The organism is Rhizobium sp. BK661, assembly GCF_024808825.1.
In the GTDB taxonomy this organism is placed as follows: Bacteria; Pseudomonadota; Alphaproteobacteria; order Rhizobiales; family Rhizobiaceae; genus Rhizobium.
The window spans coordinates 103,752-121,326 of the sequence record NZ_JANTYT010000001.1 but is presented as its reverse complement, the minus strand read 5'-3'; the positions used below and the strand labels follow the sequence as shown (position 1 = coordinate 121,326).

Sequence of the window (17,575 nt, the reverse complement as noted above, 5' to 3'; positions counted from 1 at the left end):
AACCTAAGCCCGGCCTGACGCCGGGCTTTTTCTTTTTTGCATTAGCCCCCGAGCAGAAAGGCCCAGAACGAAACGGAGATGGCCCCAAGCGCCGTCGTCAGCGTGATCGTCGACGCTGCGAGGCTGTGGCCGACACCGAAGCGATTGGCGATCAGCCAGGCGTTGACGCCTGTTGGGACGGACGAAATCAGCACAAGGGCAGCCGTCCAATCGCTGGCAAGCCCGACCAGATGGCTCGCCGCCCAGACGCAGGCGGGCAACAGCAGGAGCTTGAAGGCGGAGGTGACGCTGGCGATGCCGGCGTTGCCCGAAATTCCGTACTTCTCGAGCGCCATGCCGAGTGAGATCAGCGCAACCGGCCCGGCCACACCGGCAATCTGATCGACGATGGCGCCCACCGGCCCGGGCATGGTGAGCCCTAAGAGATGCATGGCAGCGCCGCCGGCCAAGCCGATCACCAGCGGGTTCTTAATGAGATTTTGGGCGATCTGGCGCACGACCTTGGCGATGCTGCGCTCCTTCTTGCCGGCGATCTTGTGCTCGGCGCGCTCCATCATGATGGTCCCTATGATCATCATCACAGGCAGATGGACCGCGATCAGAATGGAGAGTGGCACGAGCCCCTTGTCCCCGACCGTGCGCTGGACGAGCGGCAAGCCGATGAAGATGGTGTTGGCGAAGGCTGACGAAACACCGGCAAGCACGCCAATGCGGTCATCGCGGCCGAAGAAGCGCGTCGCGGCGATATGCGCCGCGATCCAAGTCACAGCAACGCCGGAAAAGTAGGCGATCCAGAGACGGAACGGCGAAGCACCATGAAAATCGGCCTTGGCGATCGTCCGGAACAACAGTAGCGGAACGGCGATCTTGAAGACGAACTCGCTCAGCGCATCACCGATCTCCGCTTTCATCAACCGCAGCTTCACCGTCAGCCAGCCAATCAGGATCATGATGAAGATGGGAAGGACGTCGAAGATGATGGCTGACATTGAGTACGGCTGCCTTGCGAGGGATAAGCATGCCTAGCAGCAAAATGACCGCAATGACAAACGCGCGGAGCACAAAAGCAAAAAAAGCGGGCTCTGCCCGCTTTTCCGCATCCGGTCCTGCCGGATAGCCGGTCTGCCATGCTGCCAGTTCATCCGTGGTCAGCGTCGCTCCGGTAACGTCGAAGGGCATCATTCCCTTCTCGAATGGCTGCAGCCTTTCGGATGCTCATGCCAATCTCGTTAAGGGGACTTATAGAGGCGGCAAATGACAGAGGGATGACGTCAGGGTGGCATTTTTGCGAAACATTGAGGCAAACCGCGACGATAGATTGTACTGTGTCGACGCCCCCGGCGCGAAGGTCTAGACCGCCGATCGGCGTTCGTACTGCCAGCGCCATTGCTCCATCCGGTCAAAACGGGACTTGTGCCCTCCGGCAAAATCGTGCGATGTCCCATTTTGGCTGGGGAGACCAACATGGGGGTAAATTTTGCCAACAGGTAAAGTCAAGTGGTTCAACCAGGACAAGGGCTTTGGGTTCATCACGCCGGATGACGGAGGCACCGATATCTTTTTGCATGTCACGGCCGCTCAACGGGGCGGAATCGACAATGTGAAGGAAGGCATGGGCGTCGCGTTCGAAGTCGCACAGGACCGTCGAACCGGCAGAACGTCTGCCGACAACGTCCGACAGGTTTGAAATGATCGGTGCGGCTGAAAGGCCGCACCGACTTGATGCTCGGAGACAAAATGAAGCGTCGCTTTGCTGTCTGCCTCTTCATGCTTCTCGCCACCGGACCGTCCCTCGCCGACGACGCCACCGCCAAGCTCGCGTTCTTCTACGACAGTTGCGTTTCCTCAGGTCCCGACTTCGAGCGTACGTCCGAGCGCGCGAAAGTCGATGCATGGCCTTCGATGGCACAGGACCTGGCGCTCACCTTCACGCCGATGGAAAACCCGGAAGCGCTCCAGGGATGGATTGTCAGCGGCGGCGAGAGCGAGAGCTTTCGTGCACTGGTGGTCTCCCGCGCGGACGTTGGCGGCAAGATTGTCGAAGGCTGCACGGTGGCATTGAGCGACGTCGACGCAACTGTCTTCGAGAGCGCCTTGGTCGAGAAGGCAAACGCCGTTTCGGCAGGCGAGGAACAAGGGCAGGACCGCATCTACAAGCGATATACAGCCACCATCAACGGACGCAGCGAAGCAATCACCCTGACGCTTCCGCTCTATGCAAAAGGCTCCGATCAAATCATCGCCAGTACGGTCGCAGAGCAGCAGATCGAACACTGAGATCGACTTACCCGCGACGGTGATCCTCCACTTCACTATGAGATTTTAATACAGGAAGCCTCGCGGCCGAATGGAAAGCATACGGCCACTTCCCCCATCTTAGTGATGAAGCGCCGTGAGCCGACGGCTACCCGAGTGACTTCAACATAACTGGCTCTTGCTCGACCGCTCTTCATATCGCCGCTGGGCAACGCATGGTGGTCGACTTCGGCTCGTTCAGCTGGCCACCTCATCCATAATCAGGAATCCGCATGCGTCCCCAAAAGAAGCCATTCGTCGTGGAGATCAAGAGAACACGCCGTCGTTCTTCAAGAGTGCCATCAAAAAGCAATGTTCCTTTGGAGAAGGCCAGTTCCGAACACGAAAGGCATCTCCGTAGCGGGTCTGCTGCGAGCGCCGCACCGAACGACGAAAGGCAATAGGATGGTGAGCAGACACCTCCCTCACGAATATTTCTTCCTCAATGGTTCGCAATCCGACGGACCGGTTATCGGCCACATCGACGGCCGCCCCATTCCTGCACGCATCATCGACACGCGAGGCAGCCGCTATCGCTTCGTGGGCCTCGCCCGCCGCGACCCGCGTGGCCGGCTCGATGTATCCGCGCTGCGGAGGAATGAGTGGCCGGTCGCACCCGACCTGATCTATGCGGCCGTTGCTTGAACCGCGACCTGTGGGACTTCACGGCGACCGGCTCGTGGTGTTTGATCCCCAACGGCGAACTTTTACGAAGGCATCGATAGGTTCTCACGGCATTTCCGCTTCCCATGCGGCTAAAATTCGCTAAGACCGATCACCGGCTATCACCAAACACCGGGACCTTACCCTTTCATGACCAAATTCGATGTTCTGACTGTCGGCAATGCCATCGTCGATATCATCGCGCGTTGCGACGACCAGTTCCTCATTGACAACAAGATCACCAAGGCAGCGATGAACCTGATCGATGCCGAGCGCGCCGAGCTTCTCTATGCGCGCATGGGACCAGCGGTGGAAGCCTCCGGCGGCAGCGCCGGCAACACGGCGGCGGGAGTCGCAAGCTTTGGCGGCAAGGCCGCCTATTTCGGCAAGGTCGCAGAAGACCAACTTGGCGAGATCTTCGCCCACGACATTCGCGCGCAGGGCGTTCACTACCAGACGCAGCCGAAGGGTACGTTCCCGCCGACCGCACGCTCGATGATCTTTGTGACTGACGACGGCGAGCGTTCGATGAACACCTACCTTGGCGCCTGCGTCGAACTTGGGCCTGAGGACGTCGAATCCGAAGTGGTTGCCCAGTCCAAGGTGACCTACTTCGAGGGTTACCTCTGGGATCCGCCGCGCGCCAAGGAGGCGATCCGCGAATGCGCCCGTATCGCCCACGAGAACGGCCGCGAGATGTCGATGACGCTTTCCGACAGCTTCTGCGTCGACCGCTACCGTGGCGAATTCCTCGACCTGATGCGCTCCGGCACCGTCGACATCGTCTTCGCCAATCGCCAGGAAGCCCTCGCGCTCTATGAAACCGACGACTTTGAGGAAGCACTGAACAGCATCGCCAAGGACTGCAAGATCGCGGCGGTGACGATGAGCGAGGATGGCGCCGTCATCCTCAAGGGTAGCGAGCGCTTCTATGTCGATGCGATCAAGATCAGGGAACTGGTCGATACGACGGGCGCTGGCGATCTCTTCGCATCCGGCTTCCTCTACGGCTACACGCAGGGCCGGACGCTGGAAGATTGCGGCAAGCTCGGCTGCCTCGCCGCCGGCATCGTGATCCAGCAGATCGGTCCGCGGCCGATGAAGTCGCTGGCCGAAGCGGGCAAGCAGGCGAGCCTTATTTAAAGGCTTCGCCGGGATAAGCGCCCCAGATCTCCGACTGCGCCACCCAGCCTTCGGCGCCGTCGATCTTGGCAAAGCACCAGTCGCCATTGCATTCGCCGATGTTCATCATGACGCCGGGTTCGAGCTTGGCGACGACGGTTGCCGACGACAGGGCGTCGCGGCGCATGTTGACATAGACAGACTTGCCCTTGCCCTTCATCCATGGAGCGGCAATCGCCGCCCGTGAACCCGACAGCAACGATTGGTTGACCCAGCCTTCGGTGCCGTCGGCATCGCGGATCTGGCGCCAGTTGTCGTATTCCTGAATGATCTCGACCGGCAGGCCGGCCTTCAGGTACATCCAGGAAGCTGCATAATCCGTGCCGGGGCCGATGCGCAGGTTGACGCGCTTGGACTTGAGCGTGACGAAGCGCGGCAGCGGCAGGCCGCTCGGTCCCTTTGCCGCCTGTGCGGAGGCCATTTCAGCCGTTCCCGCCGAAAGCACGAAACCGATCGCAAGGGCGAGGCAAGATTTCAGGACTTTGCTATGCATGGGATTTCCGTTTGCTCAGAGGAGGGCAGGACTGCTGCCTGATTCCGGGAATTCGACATTCCTGCGCACGCTCAGCGAGTTTTGTTTGTCTTCGCGTGCGGGTCTGGTAGAAATTGCCCGGAACGGGAAAATTATCCCGCGTCTTGGTTAAGGACCTCTTTACAAGTTAGCGCCGGCGCACATGACGACGAAGAAAAAACCGAAGGTCTACATCACGCGGAAGCTGCCCGATGCGGTCGAAACGCGCATGCGCGAACTCTTCGACGCGGAACTCAATATCGACGATGCGCCGCGCTCCAAAGCCGAGCTGATCGCCGCAGTCCAGAGCGCCGACGTGCTGGTTCCAACCGTGACTGACCGAATCGACGCTACGGTGATCGAGGAAGCCGGACCGCAGTTGAAGTTGATCGCCAGCTTCTCGAACGGCACGGACCACATCGACGTCGAGGCGGCGGCCCGCAAGGGCATCACCGTGACCAACACGCCGAACGTGTTGACTGAAGACACGGCAGACATGACGATGGCGCTCATTCTCGCGGTGCCGCGCCGGCTTGGCGAAGGTGCACGCGTGCTGACCGATCAGCCGGGCGAATGGGCTGGATGGTCGCCGACCTGGATGCTTGGGCGACGTATTCACGGCAAGCGCATCGGAATCGTCGGGATGGGGCGAATTGGCACCGCCGTTGCCCGCCGCGCCAAGGCTTTCGGCCTTTCGATTCACTATCACAACCGCAAGCGCGTGAACCCCGCGACCGAAGACGAGCTGGAAGCGACGTACTGGGAGAGCCTCGACCAGATGCTTGCCCGCGTCGACATCGTTTCGATCAACTGCCCCTCGACTCCGGCAACATTTCACCTGCTGTCGGCCCGCCGCCTGGCTTTGCTGCAACCGACCGCCTACCTGGTCAACACCGCCCGCGGCGACGTGATCGACGAGGCGGCGCTGATCAAGAGTTTGCGGGAAGGAAAGCTTGCCGGTGCGGGTCTCGACGTCTTCGAGAACGAACCTGCGGTCAATCCGAAGCTCGTCAAGCTGGCCAACGAAGGCAAGGTCGTGCTTCTGCCGCACATGAGTTCGGCAACGATCGAAGGCCGCATCGACATGGGCGATAAGGTCATCATCAATATACGGACCTTCATCGATGGTCACCGCCCGCCAAACCGGGTGCTGCCGGGCCGCTAAGCCGAGATCGCCTTGCGCATCTCGATCGACGTTGTTCTTGTGAAGCCTGGATGGGCATTTTCAGCGGTCTTCTCGAATCCCCAGCGCGCGAAAACGTCATGATTCTCGACGAGTTCGATTCGTGTTTCGAGCCGGAGTGACGGCAGTGCCCGGTCTCGTGCCGTCTGCTCCGCGACCGCCAAAAGCCTACGGCCAATGCCTCGACCTTGCGAAACCGGAGCAATCGCCAGTTTGCCGATGTAAAGACAGCCCTCTTCCGGTCGCAAGAAGACGCAGCCAGACAAGGTTTCGCCTTCCATCGCCACATAGGCGATTTCAACGCGGGCCTTGTCGGCAAGCGTCGCCCGCGTGAGGTTCGAGGCGGAGGACGGTGGATCGATGCGATCGTTCATATAGGCGAACGACGACAGGATCAGCGCCAGCAGCTCGTCCCAACGCTGAAAATCCTCATCGATGCGGACGATGTTCATGATGCCTGGCTCTGCCTTGAGCGGCGGCGCTTGTAGCGGATCGTGTCGAAGCGGGCGGCAAGCGCATCGTAGAGCAATAGCCGGCCGATCAACGGCTCACCGGTGCCGGTTACGAGCTTGATCGCTTCCATCGCCATCAACGTGCCGATCACTCCGGTCAACGCGCCGATAATTCCGGTCTCGGCGCAGGCCGGGATCAGTCCCGCGGGCGGCTTCTCGGGGAAGAGATCGCGATAGGTCGGATTCGGCGTCCCGTCTTCGGCCACCGCATAAGGCTTCAGAACCGTGACGGAGCCATCGAAGCGACCAACAGCGCCGGTCACCAACGGGATTTGCGCCGCCTCGGCAGCGTCAGCTGCCGTATAGCGCGTATCGAAATTATCGGAGCCATCGATCAGGAGATCAAAGCCGGATAGATGGCGGCGCGCAGAATCCGGCGAAAAGCGTTCCTCAAAACGGATCACGTTGACGTGCGGGTTCAAGCGGGCAATCGCGAAGGCGGCGCTGTCTGTCTTCAGCTCGCCCACCGTTCCCGAATCATGGATCACCTGCCGCTGCAGGTTGGAAAGCGAAACCCGATCGTCATCGGCAATGCCGAGCGTGCCGACGCCGGCGGCTGCGAGATATTGCAGGACCGGCGCCCCGAGCCCGCCCGCACCGATAACGAGCACGCGGGCGGCCTTCAGTTTCTGCTGGCCTGCACCGCCGATCTCGGGAAGCAGGATATGACGCTGATATCGCGCGATTTCTTCCGGGCTTAGGGGCTCCATGGGCGCGATGCTAGCACGGCCTTCGGTTGAGGGGGAAGCGGCACAGGTCATTCGAAAACCTTTCCGTCAGCAACGGTGAAAAATTGCGCGCGCTCGCCAAGGGCCGAGAACATGGCACGGTCGGTTCCCGTCATGAAAGCCTGACCGCCGAGGGCGTCAATGAGGTCGAAGAGGGCGGCCCGCCGGCCTTCATCGAGATGTGCGGCGATTTCATCAAGCAGCAGGACCGGCGCGTGGCCGGTGAGATTGGCGACCAGCCGGGCATGGGCGAGGATCAGCCCGACCAGCAGGGCCTTCTGCTCGCCTGTGGAACACCGCGATGCTTCCATCTGCTTCTGCTGGTGGCGGACAAGCAGATCGACGCGATGGGGGCCGTCGAGCGTGCGACCAGCCGCGGCGTCGCGGTAGCGGCTCTCCGCGAGCATGGCGGCATACTCATCCTCAAGATCGACGGCGGGGCGCGAGAACTGGCCATCCATGAAGCCGGCAAGCTCCAGCGTCGCGGCGGGAAAGGGCGAGGTTTCGTGCGTTTCGTCGATGAGGCGTGCAAGAAGGCCCAACATCTCCTGCCGTGCCATCGCCATCGCAATGCCGAGGCTCGCCATCTGCTGCTCGAGGCCGGAAAGCCAGGCAGGATCGAAGCGGCGTTCGTCGAGCAGCTTGTTGCGGCTGCGCATGGCGCGCTCGAAATCGCTGGCACGGCGGCCGTGGGCCGGATCGAGCGACAGGACGAGCCGATCAAGGAAACGACGGCGCTCGGACGAGCCACCAGTGAACAGCCCGTCCATCGAGGGCGTCAGCCATAGAAGGCGGAGGTGATCGGTCAGTTCGTCGGCTGATTTTGCCGGCGTGCCGTTAATCCGCAGCCGGCGGGAGGCGCTGTCGTCGGTGGTATCGACGCCGGTGCCGATCTCCACCTCACCGTCCATGCCAGCGAGCTCCGCGAAGATCGAGAAGCCGGCGGTCGCGCCAACACGGGTGATGTCGCCATAAGTGGCGCGGCGCAGGCCGCGACCCGGCGACAGAAGCGAGACGGCTTCCATCAGGTTGGTCTTGCCGGCGCCGTTGTCTCCAGTCAGCACCACATGCCGACCGTCGAACGACAGCGAGACAGACGCGTAATTGCGAAAGTCGGTCAACTTCAGACGGGACAGGGAGACCTTGTGCGGCATTCGATATCCGGATTCGTGGTGTCCGAGAGCTAAGCGCAACGAGAGCGGATGGCAAGGGTTCGACGCCGCTACAGATACAACGCGACGGAAGAGTGCACGTTGGCGTCATCGTCAGAGGGTCGTATGATAACGCCGAGGCCGGGGGGACTTCGATGAGACAGTTGACGAAAACGCGGATAGTGGGCGGCGGTGTGGCGATCCTGTTGGTTGCGTATCTGGTCGTCGCCTATTTCTTCATGCCTGAAATATGGATTCATCGCGACGCCAGCCGCGTCGCGGAATTTGGCCCAATGGTGACCACCACCAAACAGGACATTCCCGGCGATCCCATCAATGTCGGGCTTGTCGGCGCAAAGGAGGACGTGCTCCGGGCATTCGCGTCGGCTGGATGGGATCCGGCTGACAAGATCACGCTACGAACATCGGCAGAAATTGGATTGAGTGTCGTGCTCGATCGGCCCGACCTCGACGCTCCCGTGAGCCCGTTGCTGTTCGAGGGACGCCAACAGGATCTGGCGTTTGAAAAGGCCGTCGGCAAGAGCGCCGACGAACGCCATCACGTCCGTTTCTGGGAAACCAAGAAGAGCGGTGAAGATGGGCGCCCGGTGTGGCTCGGCTCGGCGAGCTTTGATCGCGGTGTTGGTTTCAGCCATGACACCGGCCAGATCACCCATCACATCGCTCCTGATGTCGATGCCGAGCGGAATCTTGTTATTGGAGATCTTCAGACGGCCGGGCAAGTGTCGTCGACCTACGAGATTGCCGGGATCGGTGCCACCAAGGCCGGTCGCAACGGCGGCGGCGATCCCTATTTCACCGATGGAAAGGCACTGATCGGCGTGCTGCGTGGCGTCACGCCATAGCCGGCTTCCACGCTGCGTCAAATCAGCGGAAGATGCGGGCCGAATCATGAGAGGCGGACCGTTGAAGATTGCCGCAGCACAGACCCTGGTTTCTCCCGACATTGCGGCGAACGGCAGCGCAATCCGGAGCATGATAGCAGCCGCGGCCGCCGGCGGCGTGCGTGTCATCAACTTCTGTGAGGGCTCACTTTCGGGCTACTCGAAGTTCCAGATCATGCATCCCGACGACTGGAGGAGCTTCGATTGGAGCAGGCAGGAGGCGGAGCTGAGGGCGATCGCCGATCTCTGCGGCAACCTTCGCATCTGTGCGGTCGTCGGCGGAGCGCATCGGCTGGCGGAAGGCCGCCCGCCGCACAACAGCCTCTACGTCTTCTCCGAAGAAGGAGCGCTTCTCACCCGCTACGACAAGAGGTACCTGTCGAACAGCGAACTCGGCGGTTGGTATTCTCCAGGCACCGCACCCATCACTTTCGCCGTAGGCGAATATCGATTTGGCTGCGCTATCTGCATCGAATCTCAATTTCAGGAGGTGTTTCAAGAATATGAGACGCTCGGCGTCGATGCCGTGCTTTTTTCCTCGTATGGCCTTGCCGAGTACTTCCAGATCGCGCTTCGCGCTCATGCGGGGCTGAACTGCATCTGGATCGGCGCTGCGACGCCGGTCCAGAAGGCACCCAAAGGGCCGGCCGGCATCATCGGCCCGGACGGAAAATGGGTGGCGCAGTGTCCCGCAACGCCCGAACCGTGCCTGGTGACGGCGGTTCTCGATCGCGACGACCCTGTCTACGACATCCCGCTGCGGAAGGCCCGGCCTTGGCGGCTGAAGGCGCGAGCGGGCGACATCTATCGCGAGAAGATCGTCGATGATCCCAGAAGCGAAAACAGAAACGTCTATTGACGCGCAATGCTGCATTGCGTCGCAGTGCCTTCATCTTGGGGCGTCGACCGTCTATATGTCCGGAGTCGCGGGTTGCGACGTGCCGGAGTTCATGATGGATACCGAAATACAGGGCCGTGCTGCGCATGTGGCCGCCATCCGCGAGCGCGCAGAAGCCGAAATGAAGGCGATGGGGATCGATGATGCGTTCATCGATCACTTGGTCGAGACGTTCTACGGCCGGGTGCTCCAGCATCCGACGCTTGGGCCAGTATTCGATGCCAGGCTCTCCGGTCGCTGGCCGGAGCATATGCAGAAAATGAAGAGTTTCTGGTCGTCGGTCGCTTTGCGCAGCGGCGCCTATGGCGGCAAGCCAGTGCAGGCGCATACCGGTGTCGCGAACCTGTCTGCCGATCTTTTCCCCCAATGGCTGGCGCTGTTTTCCGAGACGCTTAGCGATATCGCCCCGAACCCCGAGGCCAAAGCCTGGTTCATGGCAACCGCGGAGCGGATCGCCCGTAGCCTGACGCTATCGCTGTTCTACAACCCGGCGCTCGACGATCCGAAGCGGAAGCCCGCCTAAGCCAGTTCAGGCAACACGCTTGTAGAAAAACGTCGTGGCGCAGAGGCCACCTTCCGGCCACAGCGCATAGTCCGGGATGACCCCCACCCGCTCCCAGCCAAGCCGTGGATAGATCGCCTCGGCGTCGCTTCCGGTTGCGGTGTCAAGCACCAGAAGCGTCTTGCCGCGCGCGGCCGCTTCGCGTTCAGCCGCAACCATCAGCACGCGCGCCAACCCCTTGCCGCGCGCGGAGCGATGCACCAGCAGTTTCTTCAGATCGCCGCGATGCGGCTGGTTCGGCATCTGCGCCGCACCGACCTGCACCGTGCCGACGCTCCGGCCTTCAATCTCGGCGACGAAGAGCAGCGTCGCGCCTGAAGCAACGGCATCTGCAACGCCCTGCCAATAGGGCTCCGCATCGGCATGGGTGTAGGGCTGCATGAAGCCGACGGAGGCGCCGCCGTTGACGCAGTCGGTCAGCACCTCGCAAAGGTCTGGTATCGCCATGCGGGCCTGTGCCGCGTCAAGAAGGCGGATCATTGCTGTCATCACTTTTTCTCCTGAAATGAATTAGCGCCCGCGCCGGTCGAGCACGACGCAATAGCGGGCAGGAATGTTGCCGGGGTTATGGAAAACATGGCCTTCACCGACCGGCATGAAAAGACAGTCGCCCGGCAGCAGCCGGTAGACCGTGTCACCCGTCGTCATTTCCATCTCGCCATCGAACAACCAAATGTGCTGGGCCATACCGCTGCTTGCGGCGTGCGGAGGAAAACTGACGCGACCGCCTGGCGGAAACTCGACGTCCACGATGTCGACATCGGACGCGGCGCCGGGCGGCGAGACGGAGCGCCTGAGGTAGCCCGTCTCCGGATCCCTCCAGACCTGCTGCTCCTGCCGGCGCGACAGCGGCGAGGCCTCACCCTCCTCGGCAAAGAACGCCGAAAGCGACAAACCGAGCGCTGCGCAAACTCTCGCGAGCAGCGAGGCTGTCGGGCTAGCTTCACCACGTTCGATCCGCGAGATCATCGCACGGCTGACACCCGAGGCGTTGGCGAGGTCGTCGAGCGTCATATTCTTCTGCACCCGCAGCTTGCGGATGCGAATGGCGATCGCCTTTTCCAGTTCCTGTTCCATTATTCGATCCAGTATTTCTACTATAATAGAAATACATAGTCTGATCATGGAATCAAGCGCCAAGTTTCCGCCTGAGAAACAGCGAGTTATCGTAAACGAACCCCTGCTTTTCCGCTTTGCGGCAAGGGGCGGCGCTGCTATATGGCGCGCATGAGCACCAATCCGACCACTCCGCTTTCCCATATCCGCAACTTCTCGATCGTGGCCCACATCGACCACGGCAAATCGACACTTGCCGACCGCCTGATCCAATCGACGGGCGGCCTCGCCGAGCGCGAGATGTCCGAGCAGGTGCTCGACAACATGGATATCGAGCGCGAGCGCGGCATCACCATCAAGGCCCAGACGGTGCGCCTGCACTACAAGGCCAAGGATGGAGAGACCTATATCCTGAACCTGATCGACACGCCCGGCCACGTCGACTTCGCCTACGAAGTCTCGCGCTCGCTGTCGGCCTGCGAAGGTTCGCTGCTGGTCGTCGATGCGTCGCAGGGCGTGGAAGCCCAGACGCTTGCCAACGTCTATCAGGCGATCGACAACAATCACGAGCTCGTCACCGTCCTCAACAAGATCGACCTGCCGGCGGCCGAACCGGACCGCATCAAGGAACAGATCGAGGAAGTCATCGGCATCGACGCCTCCGAGGCCGTGCTGATTTCGGCCAAGACTGGTCTCGGTATCCCCGACGTTCTCGAAGCCATCGTTGCGAAGCTGCCGGCGCCGAAGAGCCCGGGCGGCGAGAAGGCTCCGCTGAAGGCACTGCTCGTCGACAGCTGGTATGACACCTATCTCGGCGTCATGGTTCTCGTCCGCATTATCGACGGTGTTCTGACAAAGGGCCAGACGATCCGCATGATGGGCACGGACGCCAAGTACCAGGTGGAACGTGTTGGCGTGCTGACACCGAAGATGGTCAATGTCGACAGCCTCGGCCCCGGCGAGATCGGCTTCATCACCGCATCGATCAAGGAAGTGGCCGACACGCGCGTCGGTGACACCATCACCGAGGACAAGCGCCCGACCGCGCAGGCCTTGCCGGGCTTCAAGCCAGCACAGCCGGTCGTCTTCTGCGGTCTCTTCCCTGTTGATGCCGCCGACTTCGAAGATCTGCGCGCCGCGATGGGCAAGCTTCGCCTCAACGACGCCTCCTTCTCCTTCGAGATGGAATCGTCCGCGGCTCTCGGCTTCGGCTTCCGTTGCGGCTTCCTTGGCCTGCTGCACCTTGAAATCATTCAGGAGCGCCTTGAGCGCGAATTCGACCTCGACCTGATCGCCACTGCGCCTTCGGTGGTCTACCAGCTGACGATGACCGACGGCAGCGAGCGCGAACTGCACAACCCGGCCGACATGCCGGATGTCGTCAAGATCGACGAGATCCGCGAGCCGTGGATCAAGGCGACGATCATGACGCCGGACGATTATCTCGGCGGCATTCTCAAGCTCTGCCAGGACCGTCGCGGCATCCAGACCGAACTCACCTATGTCGGCACGCGCGCCATGGTTACCTATGAGTTGCCGCTCAATGAAGTCGTCTTCGACTTCTACGACCGCCTGAAGTCGATCTCGAAGGGCTATGCGTCGTTCGATTATCACCTCGAAGGTTATCGCGAAGGCAACCTCGTGAAGCTGTCGATCCTCGTCAACGGCGAGCCGGTCGATGCGCTGTCCATGCTCGTCCACCGCGCGTCTGCCGAAAAGCGCGGTCGCGACATGTGCGAGCGGCTGAAGGAGCTGATCCCGAAGCACATGTTCAAGATCCCGATCCAGGCCGCGATCGGCGGCAACGTCATTGCCCGCGAGACGATCTCGGCGTTGCGCAAGGACGTGACGGCGAAGTGCTACGGCGGTGACGCCACCCGCAAGCGCAAACTTCTGGATAAGCAGAAGGAAGGCAAGAAGCGCATGCGCCAGTTCGGCAAGGTGGAGATTCCGCAGGAAGCCTTCATCGCCGCGCTCAAGATGGGCGACGAGTAAGGAACCAACATCCAGCCCGGCCGGCGCGCATGGCCGGGCTGCGACATGCCTCAGCTGCAGGCCATGTATTCCTTCACCAATCCCTCATAGGCGTCCATCTCCGGTAGCGCCTCATAGCTGCGGGCTGCGCCGGTTTCGGCAAAGGGCAGCTTTTCACGCGTCCAGGTCTCAATAAACGGTTTGAACCAGCGCGGATCGTCCAACATCGTCGGGCGGAGGTTGACGAACCAGTCCATTCCTTCCGATCGCGTGAACATCCAGGTCATGCAGTGGCCGCAGAAATAATGGTGCGCCTCGGCGCCGTGCAAACCGCCGACCACTGGCTCCCCTTCCGTAATCGCGAAGCCTTCCGCCGGGATCGCGGCACTCAGCGAATAGGCACTCGACGACATCTTCTGGCAGCCCGTGCAATGGCAGGCCATGGTCAAAAGCGGCTTGGCGCTGATCTTCAATCGCACGCGCCCACATCGGCAGCCGCCCTCCCAAGGCAGATCGACTTCACTCATCACGTCCTCCTTTTTCGCCGTGCTCAATCTAGCGGCAGTCAGTCCGGCGTCAAACCCGCCCACCGCGAACGACAAACGCACCGGCAGATGCTCCCCTAGAGCATCGGGAAATTGCGATCCCTCTCGGACATCTGCTCGACCGGCAGCGGCCAGCCGATGGCGATCTTCGGATCGAGCGCGTTGACGCCGCCCTCGGCTCCCGGCGCGTATGGCTTGTCGTGCAGGTAAATCAGTTCGCAGTTTTCCGTCAGCGTCTGGAAACCATGGGCAAAACCCGGCGGGATCATCATTGACCGCGCGTTCTCGGCGGAGAGAACCTCGCCATGCCACATGAGATAGGTTGGCGACTGCGGCCTAAGATCGACTGCGACATCGAAGACGGCCCCGGCGAGGCAGGAGACGAACTTCGCTTCGTCGTGCGGGGCACGCTGGAAATGCATTCCGCGAATGGCCCCTTTCGCCTGCGTCATCGTGTGATTGATCTGCGCGATGCGACCGATGCCGAAATCCGAAAGCTCCTCGGTACAGAAGAAGCGCGAGAAAAAGCCGCGCTCATCGCCAAGCCGCTGACGCTCGACGACGAGGAGATTGCTGAGGGCAGTCGGGATGCGATTGAAACGGGACATGGAACTCGACCGGAACGTTTGAGGATAGCCGACAGAATGCTTTATCGCCTTGTTTCAACCCGCGCAAACTTGACCTCACACCCAAAAAGGGCTCATTAGCAGCCACTGTTCGAGAGCACTGATTTGGGCAAAGTACTTATCACCGGAGCCTCCGGGTTCGTGGGCCAACACGTCCTGCGCACACTTGTCGCGCAGGGGACCGACTTGCGTGTGGTCCTTCGACCGAAAGCCGTCGAAAAGCTGCGGGACGTCGAAGCGATTGAGATCGTGGAAAGCCCGTCTCCTTTTTCCGAGAGCGAAGGCTGGTGGAAAGATACCCTTGCCGGGATCGATACGATCATTCACCTGGCGTGGTACGCGGAGCCTGGAAAATATCTCACGGCGCCGGAAAATCTGGACTGCCTTTCCGGCACGCTGACGATGGCAAGGGCCGCAGCCGGGGTAGGCGTGCGCCGATTTGTCGGCATTGGCACGTGCTTTGAATATGACGTTAGCTTCGGCAAGCTTTCGATTGACACACCATTGAAGCCGCTTACGCCCTATGCGGCTGCCAAAGCGGCGGCGTTCATGGCGCTCTCGCAGTGGCTGCCGGCCCAAGGCGTCGAGTTTGCGTGGTGTCGCCTGTTCTATTTGTATGGAGACGGCGAAGATGAGCGTCGCTTCGTGCCATATCTCAAAAAATCGCTCGAGGCGGGGCAGCGGGCAGACCTCACAGAGGGAAGGCAGGTCCGCGACTTCATGGATGTCCATGATGCTGCCGCACGCATATGCGACGTCATCTTCGGAAAAGCCACGGGCGCTATCAACGTCTGCTCCGGCGTTCCTGTGACGGTGCGGGAACTCGCGGAACGAATCGCCGATCAGTATGGTCGGCGAGACCTACTAAATTTTGGGGCGCGGCCCGACAATCTTGTCGATCCGCCCGTCGTCTTGGGAGTGCCATAGCCTTGAATGCAGCACCAACGGATGTCCGCGTGCTTTACGAGCAGCGGGGTCTGCCGATCTTTCAGAACAGAATGTACGACACCTTGGAGGATGCCCTCGGCTCGCCGAAAGGTGACATCTGCCTGGTGGAAGATGTGCGCACGGGTCTCGTCCGCAACGCAGCGTTCCAACCCGACCTGATGGTCTATGACACATCTTACCAGAACGAGCAGGGCCTGAGCCCAATGTTTCGTCGCCATCTGGAGGAAGTCGCGTCAATCATTACCGCGAACATGGGCGAGAAGAACCTCGTTGAGGTCGGCTGCGGCAAGGGGCTTTTCCTTGAGATGCTGGAAGAGCGCGGGGTCGAGATAACCGGCTTCGATCCTGCGTATGAAGGCACCAACAGCCGAATTCGCCAGGAGTATTTCCAGCCCGGCAGCGGTATTGAGAGCGACGGCCTCATCCTCCGGCATGTCCTGGAACACATTCCGGACCCGGTCGCTTTCCTCGGCCAACTGAAGGAAGCCAACGGCGGGCGCGGATACATTTACATCGAGGTTCCCTGCTTTGATTGGATCTGCGAGCAGCGGGCATGGTTTGACGTCTTCTACGAACACGTCAACTATTTCAGACTTTCGGATTTCCACCGAATGTTCGGGACCGTTGTAGCAAGCGGAAGAATCTTCGGCGGCCAGTATCTCTACGTCGTCGCGGACCTGGCAACTTTGCGCCAACCGATGATCGACCAGAACGACCGCGTAAAAATGCCCGCGGACTTCGTCGAGAAGCTGGAGAGCATCAGCCCCGGCGAAACCCAAACAGCGGTGGTCTGGGGTGGTGCTTCGAAGGGCGTGATATTTTCGCTTTTGCGGGAGCGAAAAGGCCGTCCCGTCACCGCCGTGATTGACATCAACCCTTCAAAGCAAGGCAAGTTCCTGCCTTTGACCGGCTTGAAAGTTCAATCCCCGAACGCGGTGCTGCCCGGACTGCCGCCAGGCTCCGATATCTACGTGATGAATCGCAATTACTCTGAAGAGATCAAGAAAATGTCCAACAACGCCTACAACTATGTCGAGGTCGACCGTGGCTGATTTCAAGAGCGAAGTCGCCGACCGCATTGTCGCGATCCAAGGCAACGAGGACTTCAAACGAAGCGCTTCCGATTTCCTGCGCAAGTCCGTCGAGCCGAAATATTCCTATAACTACTTCTGGATGGGTCGCCCAATTATCCAGTACCCCCAGGACATGGTCGCCATGCAGGAGATCATCTGGGAGACGCGTCCAGACCTGATTATCGAAACCGGGATCGCACATGGCGGATCGCTGATCCTCAGCGCATCCATGCTTGCGCTCCTTGATATGACCGATGCGATGGAAGCCGGCGTCAGCTTTGACCCACGCGCTTCGAACCGACGTGTTCTCGGCATCGATATTGATATCCGCACGCACAACCGGACGGCAATCGAAGCGCATCCGATGGCGTCGCGCATTCAGATGATTCAAGGGTCGAGCATAGACCAGACCGTCATCGACGAGGTCCATCGGATCGCCAAGCCCTTCAAGCGCGTTCTTGTGTGCCTGGACAGCAACCACACCCATGACCACGTGCTGGCGGAGCTCGAGGCCTATGCGCCCCTGACCTCGGTCGGCAGCTATTGCGTCGTCTTCGACACGCTAATCGAAGATATGCCTGAAGACGCGTATCCAGACCGATCCTGGGGACCGGGCGACAATCCGAAAACGGCTGTGTGGAAGTATCTCGAAACGCATCCTGAATTCGAGATCGACCGGGCGATCGATCAGAAGCTTATGATCACCGTGGCCCCCGACGGCTTTCTGAAGCGACACAGATAGAACTCCCAGAGGCGGCGTTCT

General features: G+C 60.6%; 22 protein-coding genes. 12 read left to right on the top strand and 10 right to left on the bottom strand.

Annotated features, from left to right (window positions below):
* Positions 1 to 41 precede the first annotated feature (41 nt).
* Entirely contained in the window at positions 42 to 989 is a 948-nt protein-coding gene (locus FHX16_RS00530) for an AEC family transporter (RefSeq protein WP_183863214.1), read from the bottom strand.
* On the bottom strand, positions 892 to 1,182 hold the full coding sequence (locus FHX16_RS00525; RefSeq protein WP_183863212.1) for a hypothetical protein: 291 nt from the start codon (positions 1,180 to 1,182) through the stop codon (positions 892 to 894). The genes FHX16_RS00530 and FHX16_RS00525 overlap by 98 nt, the downstream gene beginning before the upstream one ends.
* 295 nt (positions 1,183 to 1,477) lie before the next feature.
* Here FHX16_RS00525 and FHX16_RS00520 point away from each other — a divergent pair, with 295 nt between their 5' ends.
* The 4 genes from FHX16_RS00520 to FHX16_RS00505 all read left to right on the top strand — a co-directional run bounded on the left by FHX16_RS00520 (position 1,478) and on the right by FHX16_RS00505 (position 4,101).
* Positions 1,478 to 1,687 carry a cold-shock protein gene (locus FHX16_RS00520; RefSeq protein ID WP_016552198.1) on the top strand — a complete coding sequence of 70 codons (210 nt, stop codon included), beginning with the start codon at positions 1,478 to 1,480 and terminating at the stop codon, positions 1,685 to 1,687.
* Between the two features lie 50 nt (positions 1,688 to 1,737).
* Positions 1,738 to 2,277 carry a hypothetical protein gene (locus FHX16_RS00515; RefSeq protein WP_183863210.1) on the top strand — a complete coding sequence of 180 codons (540 nt, stop codon included), beginning with the start codon at positions 1,738 to 1,740 and terminating at the stop codon, positions 2,275 to 2,277.
* Between the two features lie 423 nt (positions 2,278 to 2,700).
* Positions 2,701 to 2,940 carry a hypothetical protein gene (locus FHX16_RS00510; protein ID WP_183863208.1) on the top strand — a complete coding sequence of 80 codons (240 nt, stop codon included), beginning with the start codon at positions 2,701 to 2,703 and terminating at the stop codon, positions 2,938 to 2,940.
* Positions 2,941 to 3,108: 168 nt separating this feature from the next.
* Complete coding sequence (locus FHX16_RS00505; RefSeq protein ID WP_183863206.1) at positions 3,109 to 4,101, top strand: adenosine kinase; 993 nt, start codon at positions 3,109 to 3,111, stop codon at positions 4,099 to 4,101.
* Here the strand turns inward: FHX16_RS00505 and FHX16_RS00500 are convergent.
* Positions 4,094 to 4,633 (bottom strand): SH3 domain-containing protein, encoded by a 540-nt coding sequence (locus FHX16_RS00500; RefSeq protein ID WP_016552194.1) that lies wholly within the window; start codon positions 4,631 to 4,633, stop codon positions 4,094 to 4,096. The two genes, FHX16_RS00505 and FHX16_RS00500, sit on opposite strands and share 8 nt — an antisense overlap.
* A 181-nt stretch (positions 4,634 to 4,814) precedes the next feature.
* Here FHX16_RS00500 and FHX16_RS00495 point away from each other — a divergent pair, with 181 nt between their 5' ends.
* Entirely contained in the window at positions 4,815 to 5,816 is a 1,002-nt protein-coding gene (locus FHX16_RS00495) for a D-glycerate dehydrogenase (protein WP_114710473.1), read from the top strand.
* Here the strand turns inward: FHX16_RS00495 and FHX16_RS00490 are convergent.
* Genes FHX16_RS00490 through recF form a run of 3 tightly spaced genes read right to left on the bottom strand, consistent with a single transcriptional unit; the run spans position 5,813 to position 8,228 of the window.
* Positions 5,813 to 6,286, bottom strand: a complete 474-nt coding sequence (locus tag FHX16_RS00490; RefSeq protein ID WP_183863204.1) for a GNAT family N-acetyltransferase — start codon at positions 6,284 to 6,286, stop codon at positions 5,813 to 5,815. The two genes, FHX16_RS00495 and FHX16_RS00490, sit on opposite strands and share 4 nt — an antisense overlap.
* Positions 6,283 to 7,107 (bottom strand): molybdopterin-synthase adenylyltransferase MoeB, encoded by an 825-nt coding sequence (locus tag FHX16_RS00485; protein WP_183753808.1) that lies wholly within the window; start codon positions 7,105 to 7,107, stop codon positions 6,283 to 6,285. The genes FHX16_RS00490 and FHX16_RS00485 overlap by 4 nt, the downstream gene beginning before the upstream one ends.
* The gene (recF, locus tag FHX16_RS00480) at positions 7,104 to 8,228 is read right to left on the bottom strand and encodes a DNA replication/repair protein RecF (protein ID WP_183863202.1); all 1,125 of its coding nucleotides are present in this window, start codon (positions 8,226 to 8,228) and stop codon (positions 7,104 to 7,106) included. Before recF ends, FHX16_RS00485 begins: the two co-directional genes overlap by 4 nt.
* A 152-nt stretch (positions 8,229 to 8,380) precedes the next feature.
* Between recF and FHX16_RS00475 the strand changes: the two genes are divergently transcribed.
* The 3 genes from FHX16_RS00475 (at position 8,381) to FHX16_RS00465 (ending at position 10,551) form a co-directional block, all read left to right on the top strand.
* Positions 8,381 to 9,091, top strand: a complete 711-nt coding sequence (locus FHX16_RS00475; protein ID WP_183753812.1) for an LssY C-terminal domain-containing protein — start codon at positions 8,381 to 8,383, stop codon at positions 9,089 to 9,091.
* 46 nt (positions 9,092 to 9,137) lie between these two features.
* Positions 9,138 to 9,989: a carbon-nitrogen hydrolase family protein gene (locus tag FHX16_RS00470; RefSeq protein ID WP_259126334.1), complete on the top strand. Its 852-nt coding sequence runs from the start codon at positions 9,138 to 9,140 to the stop codon at positions 9,987 to 9,989.
* Between the two features lie 94 nt (positions 9,990 to 10,083).
* Positions 10,084 to 10,551 carry a group III truncated hemoglobin gene (locus FHX16_RS00465; RefSeq protein ID WP_183863542.1) on the top strand — a complete coding sequence of 156 codons (468 nt, stop codon included), beginning with the start codon at positions 10,084 to 10,086 and terminating at the stop codon, positions 10,549 to 10,551.
* A gap of 6 nt (positions 10,552 to 10,557) precedes the next feature.
* On the opposite strand, the gene FHX16_RS00460 is transcribed toward FHX16_RS00465, so the two are convergent.
* Positions 10,558 to 11,079, bottom strand: a complete 522-nt coding sequence (locus tag FHX16_RS00460; RefSeq protein WP_183863200.1) for a GNAT family N-acetyltransferase — start codon at positions 11,077 to 11,079, stop codon at positions 10,558 to 10,560.
* Positions 11,080 to 11,100: 21 nt separating this feature from the next.
* Complete coding sequence (locus FHX16_RS00455) at positions 11,101 to 11,667, bottom strand: XRE family transcriptional regulator (RefSeq protein ID WP_183757772.1); 567 nt, start codon at positions 11,665 to 11,667, stop codon at positions 11,101 to 11,103.
* Positions 11,668 to 11,808: 141 nt separating this feature from the next.
* Between FHX16_RS00455 and lepA the strand changes: the two genes are divergently transcribed.
* Positions 11,809 to 13,641 carry a translation elongation factor 4 gene (gene lepA / locus FHX16_RS00450; protein WP_183863198.1) on the top strand — a complete coding sequence of 611 codons (1,833 nt, stop codon included), beginning with the start codon at positions 11,809 to 11,811 and terminating at the stop codon, positions 13,639 to 13,641.
* A 50-nt stretch (positions 13,642 to 13,691) separates the two neighbouring features.
* Here the strand turns inward: lepA and FHX16_RS00445 are convergent, their stop codons facing one another.
* Both FHX16_RS00445 and rfbC read right to left on the bottom strand, forming a co-directional pair.
* On the bottom strand, positions 13,692 to 14,147 hold the full coding sequence (locus tag FHX16_RS00445; protein ID WP_183863197.1) for a GFA family protein: 456 nt from the start codon (positions 14,145 to 14,147) through the stop codon (positions 13,692 to 13,694).
* Positions 14,148 to 14,242: 95 nt separating this feature from the next.
* On the bottom strand, positions 14,243 to 14,773 hold the full coding sequence (gene rfbC, locus FHX16_RS00440; RefSeq protein WP_183757767.1) for a dTDP-4-dehydrorhamnose 3,5-epimerase: 531 nt from the start codon (positions 14,771 to 14,773) through the stop codon (positions 14,243 to 14,245).
* Between the two features lie 123 nt (positions 14,774 to 14,896).
* On the opposite strand from rfbC, the gene FHX16_RS00435 reads away from it, so the two are divergent.
* From FHX16_RS00435 to FHX16_RS00425, 3 genes are read left to right on the top strand one after another with little or no spacing between them, the layout of a single operon-like run.
* On the top strand, positions 14,897 to 15,718 hold the full coding sequence (locus tag FHX16_RS00435; protein WP_183863195.1) for an NAD(P)-dependent oxidoreductase: 822 nt from the start codon (positions 14,897 to 14,899) through the stop codon (positions 15,716 to 15,718).
* A gap of 2 nt (positions 15,719 to 15,720) precedes the next feature.
* On the top strand, positions 15,721 to 16,791 hold the full coding sequence (locus tag FHX16_RS00430) for a class I SAM-dependent methyltransferase (RefSeq protein ID WP_259126330.1): 1,071 nt from the start codon (positions 15,721 to 15,723) through the stop codon (positions 16,789 to 16,791).
* Positions 16,769 to 17,554: a cephalosporin hydroxylase family protein gene (locus FHX16_RS00425; protein ID WP_210296709.1), complete on the top strand. Its 786-nt coding sequence runs from the start codon at positions 16,769 to 16,771 to the stop codon at positions 17,552 to 17,554. The genes FHX16_RS00430 and FHX16_RS00425 overlap by 23 nt, the downstream gene beginning before the upstream one ends.
* Positions 17,555 to 17,575 lie beyond the last annotated feature (21 nt).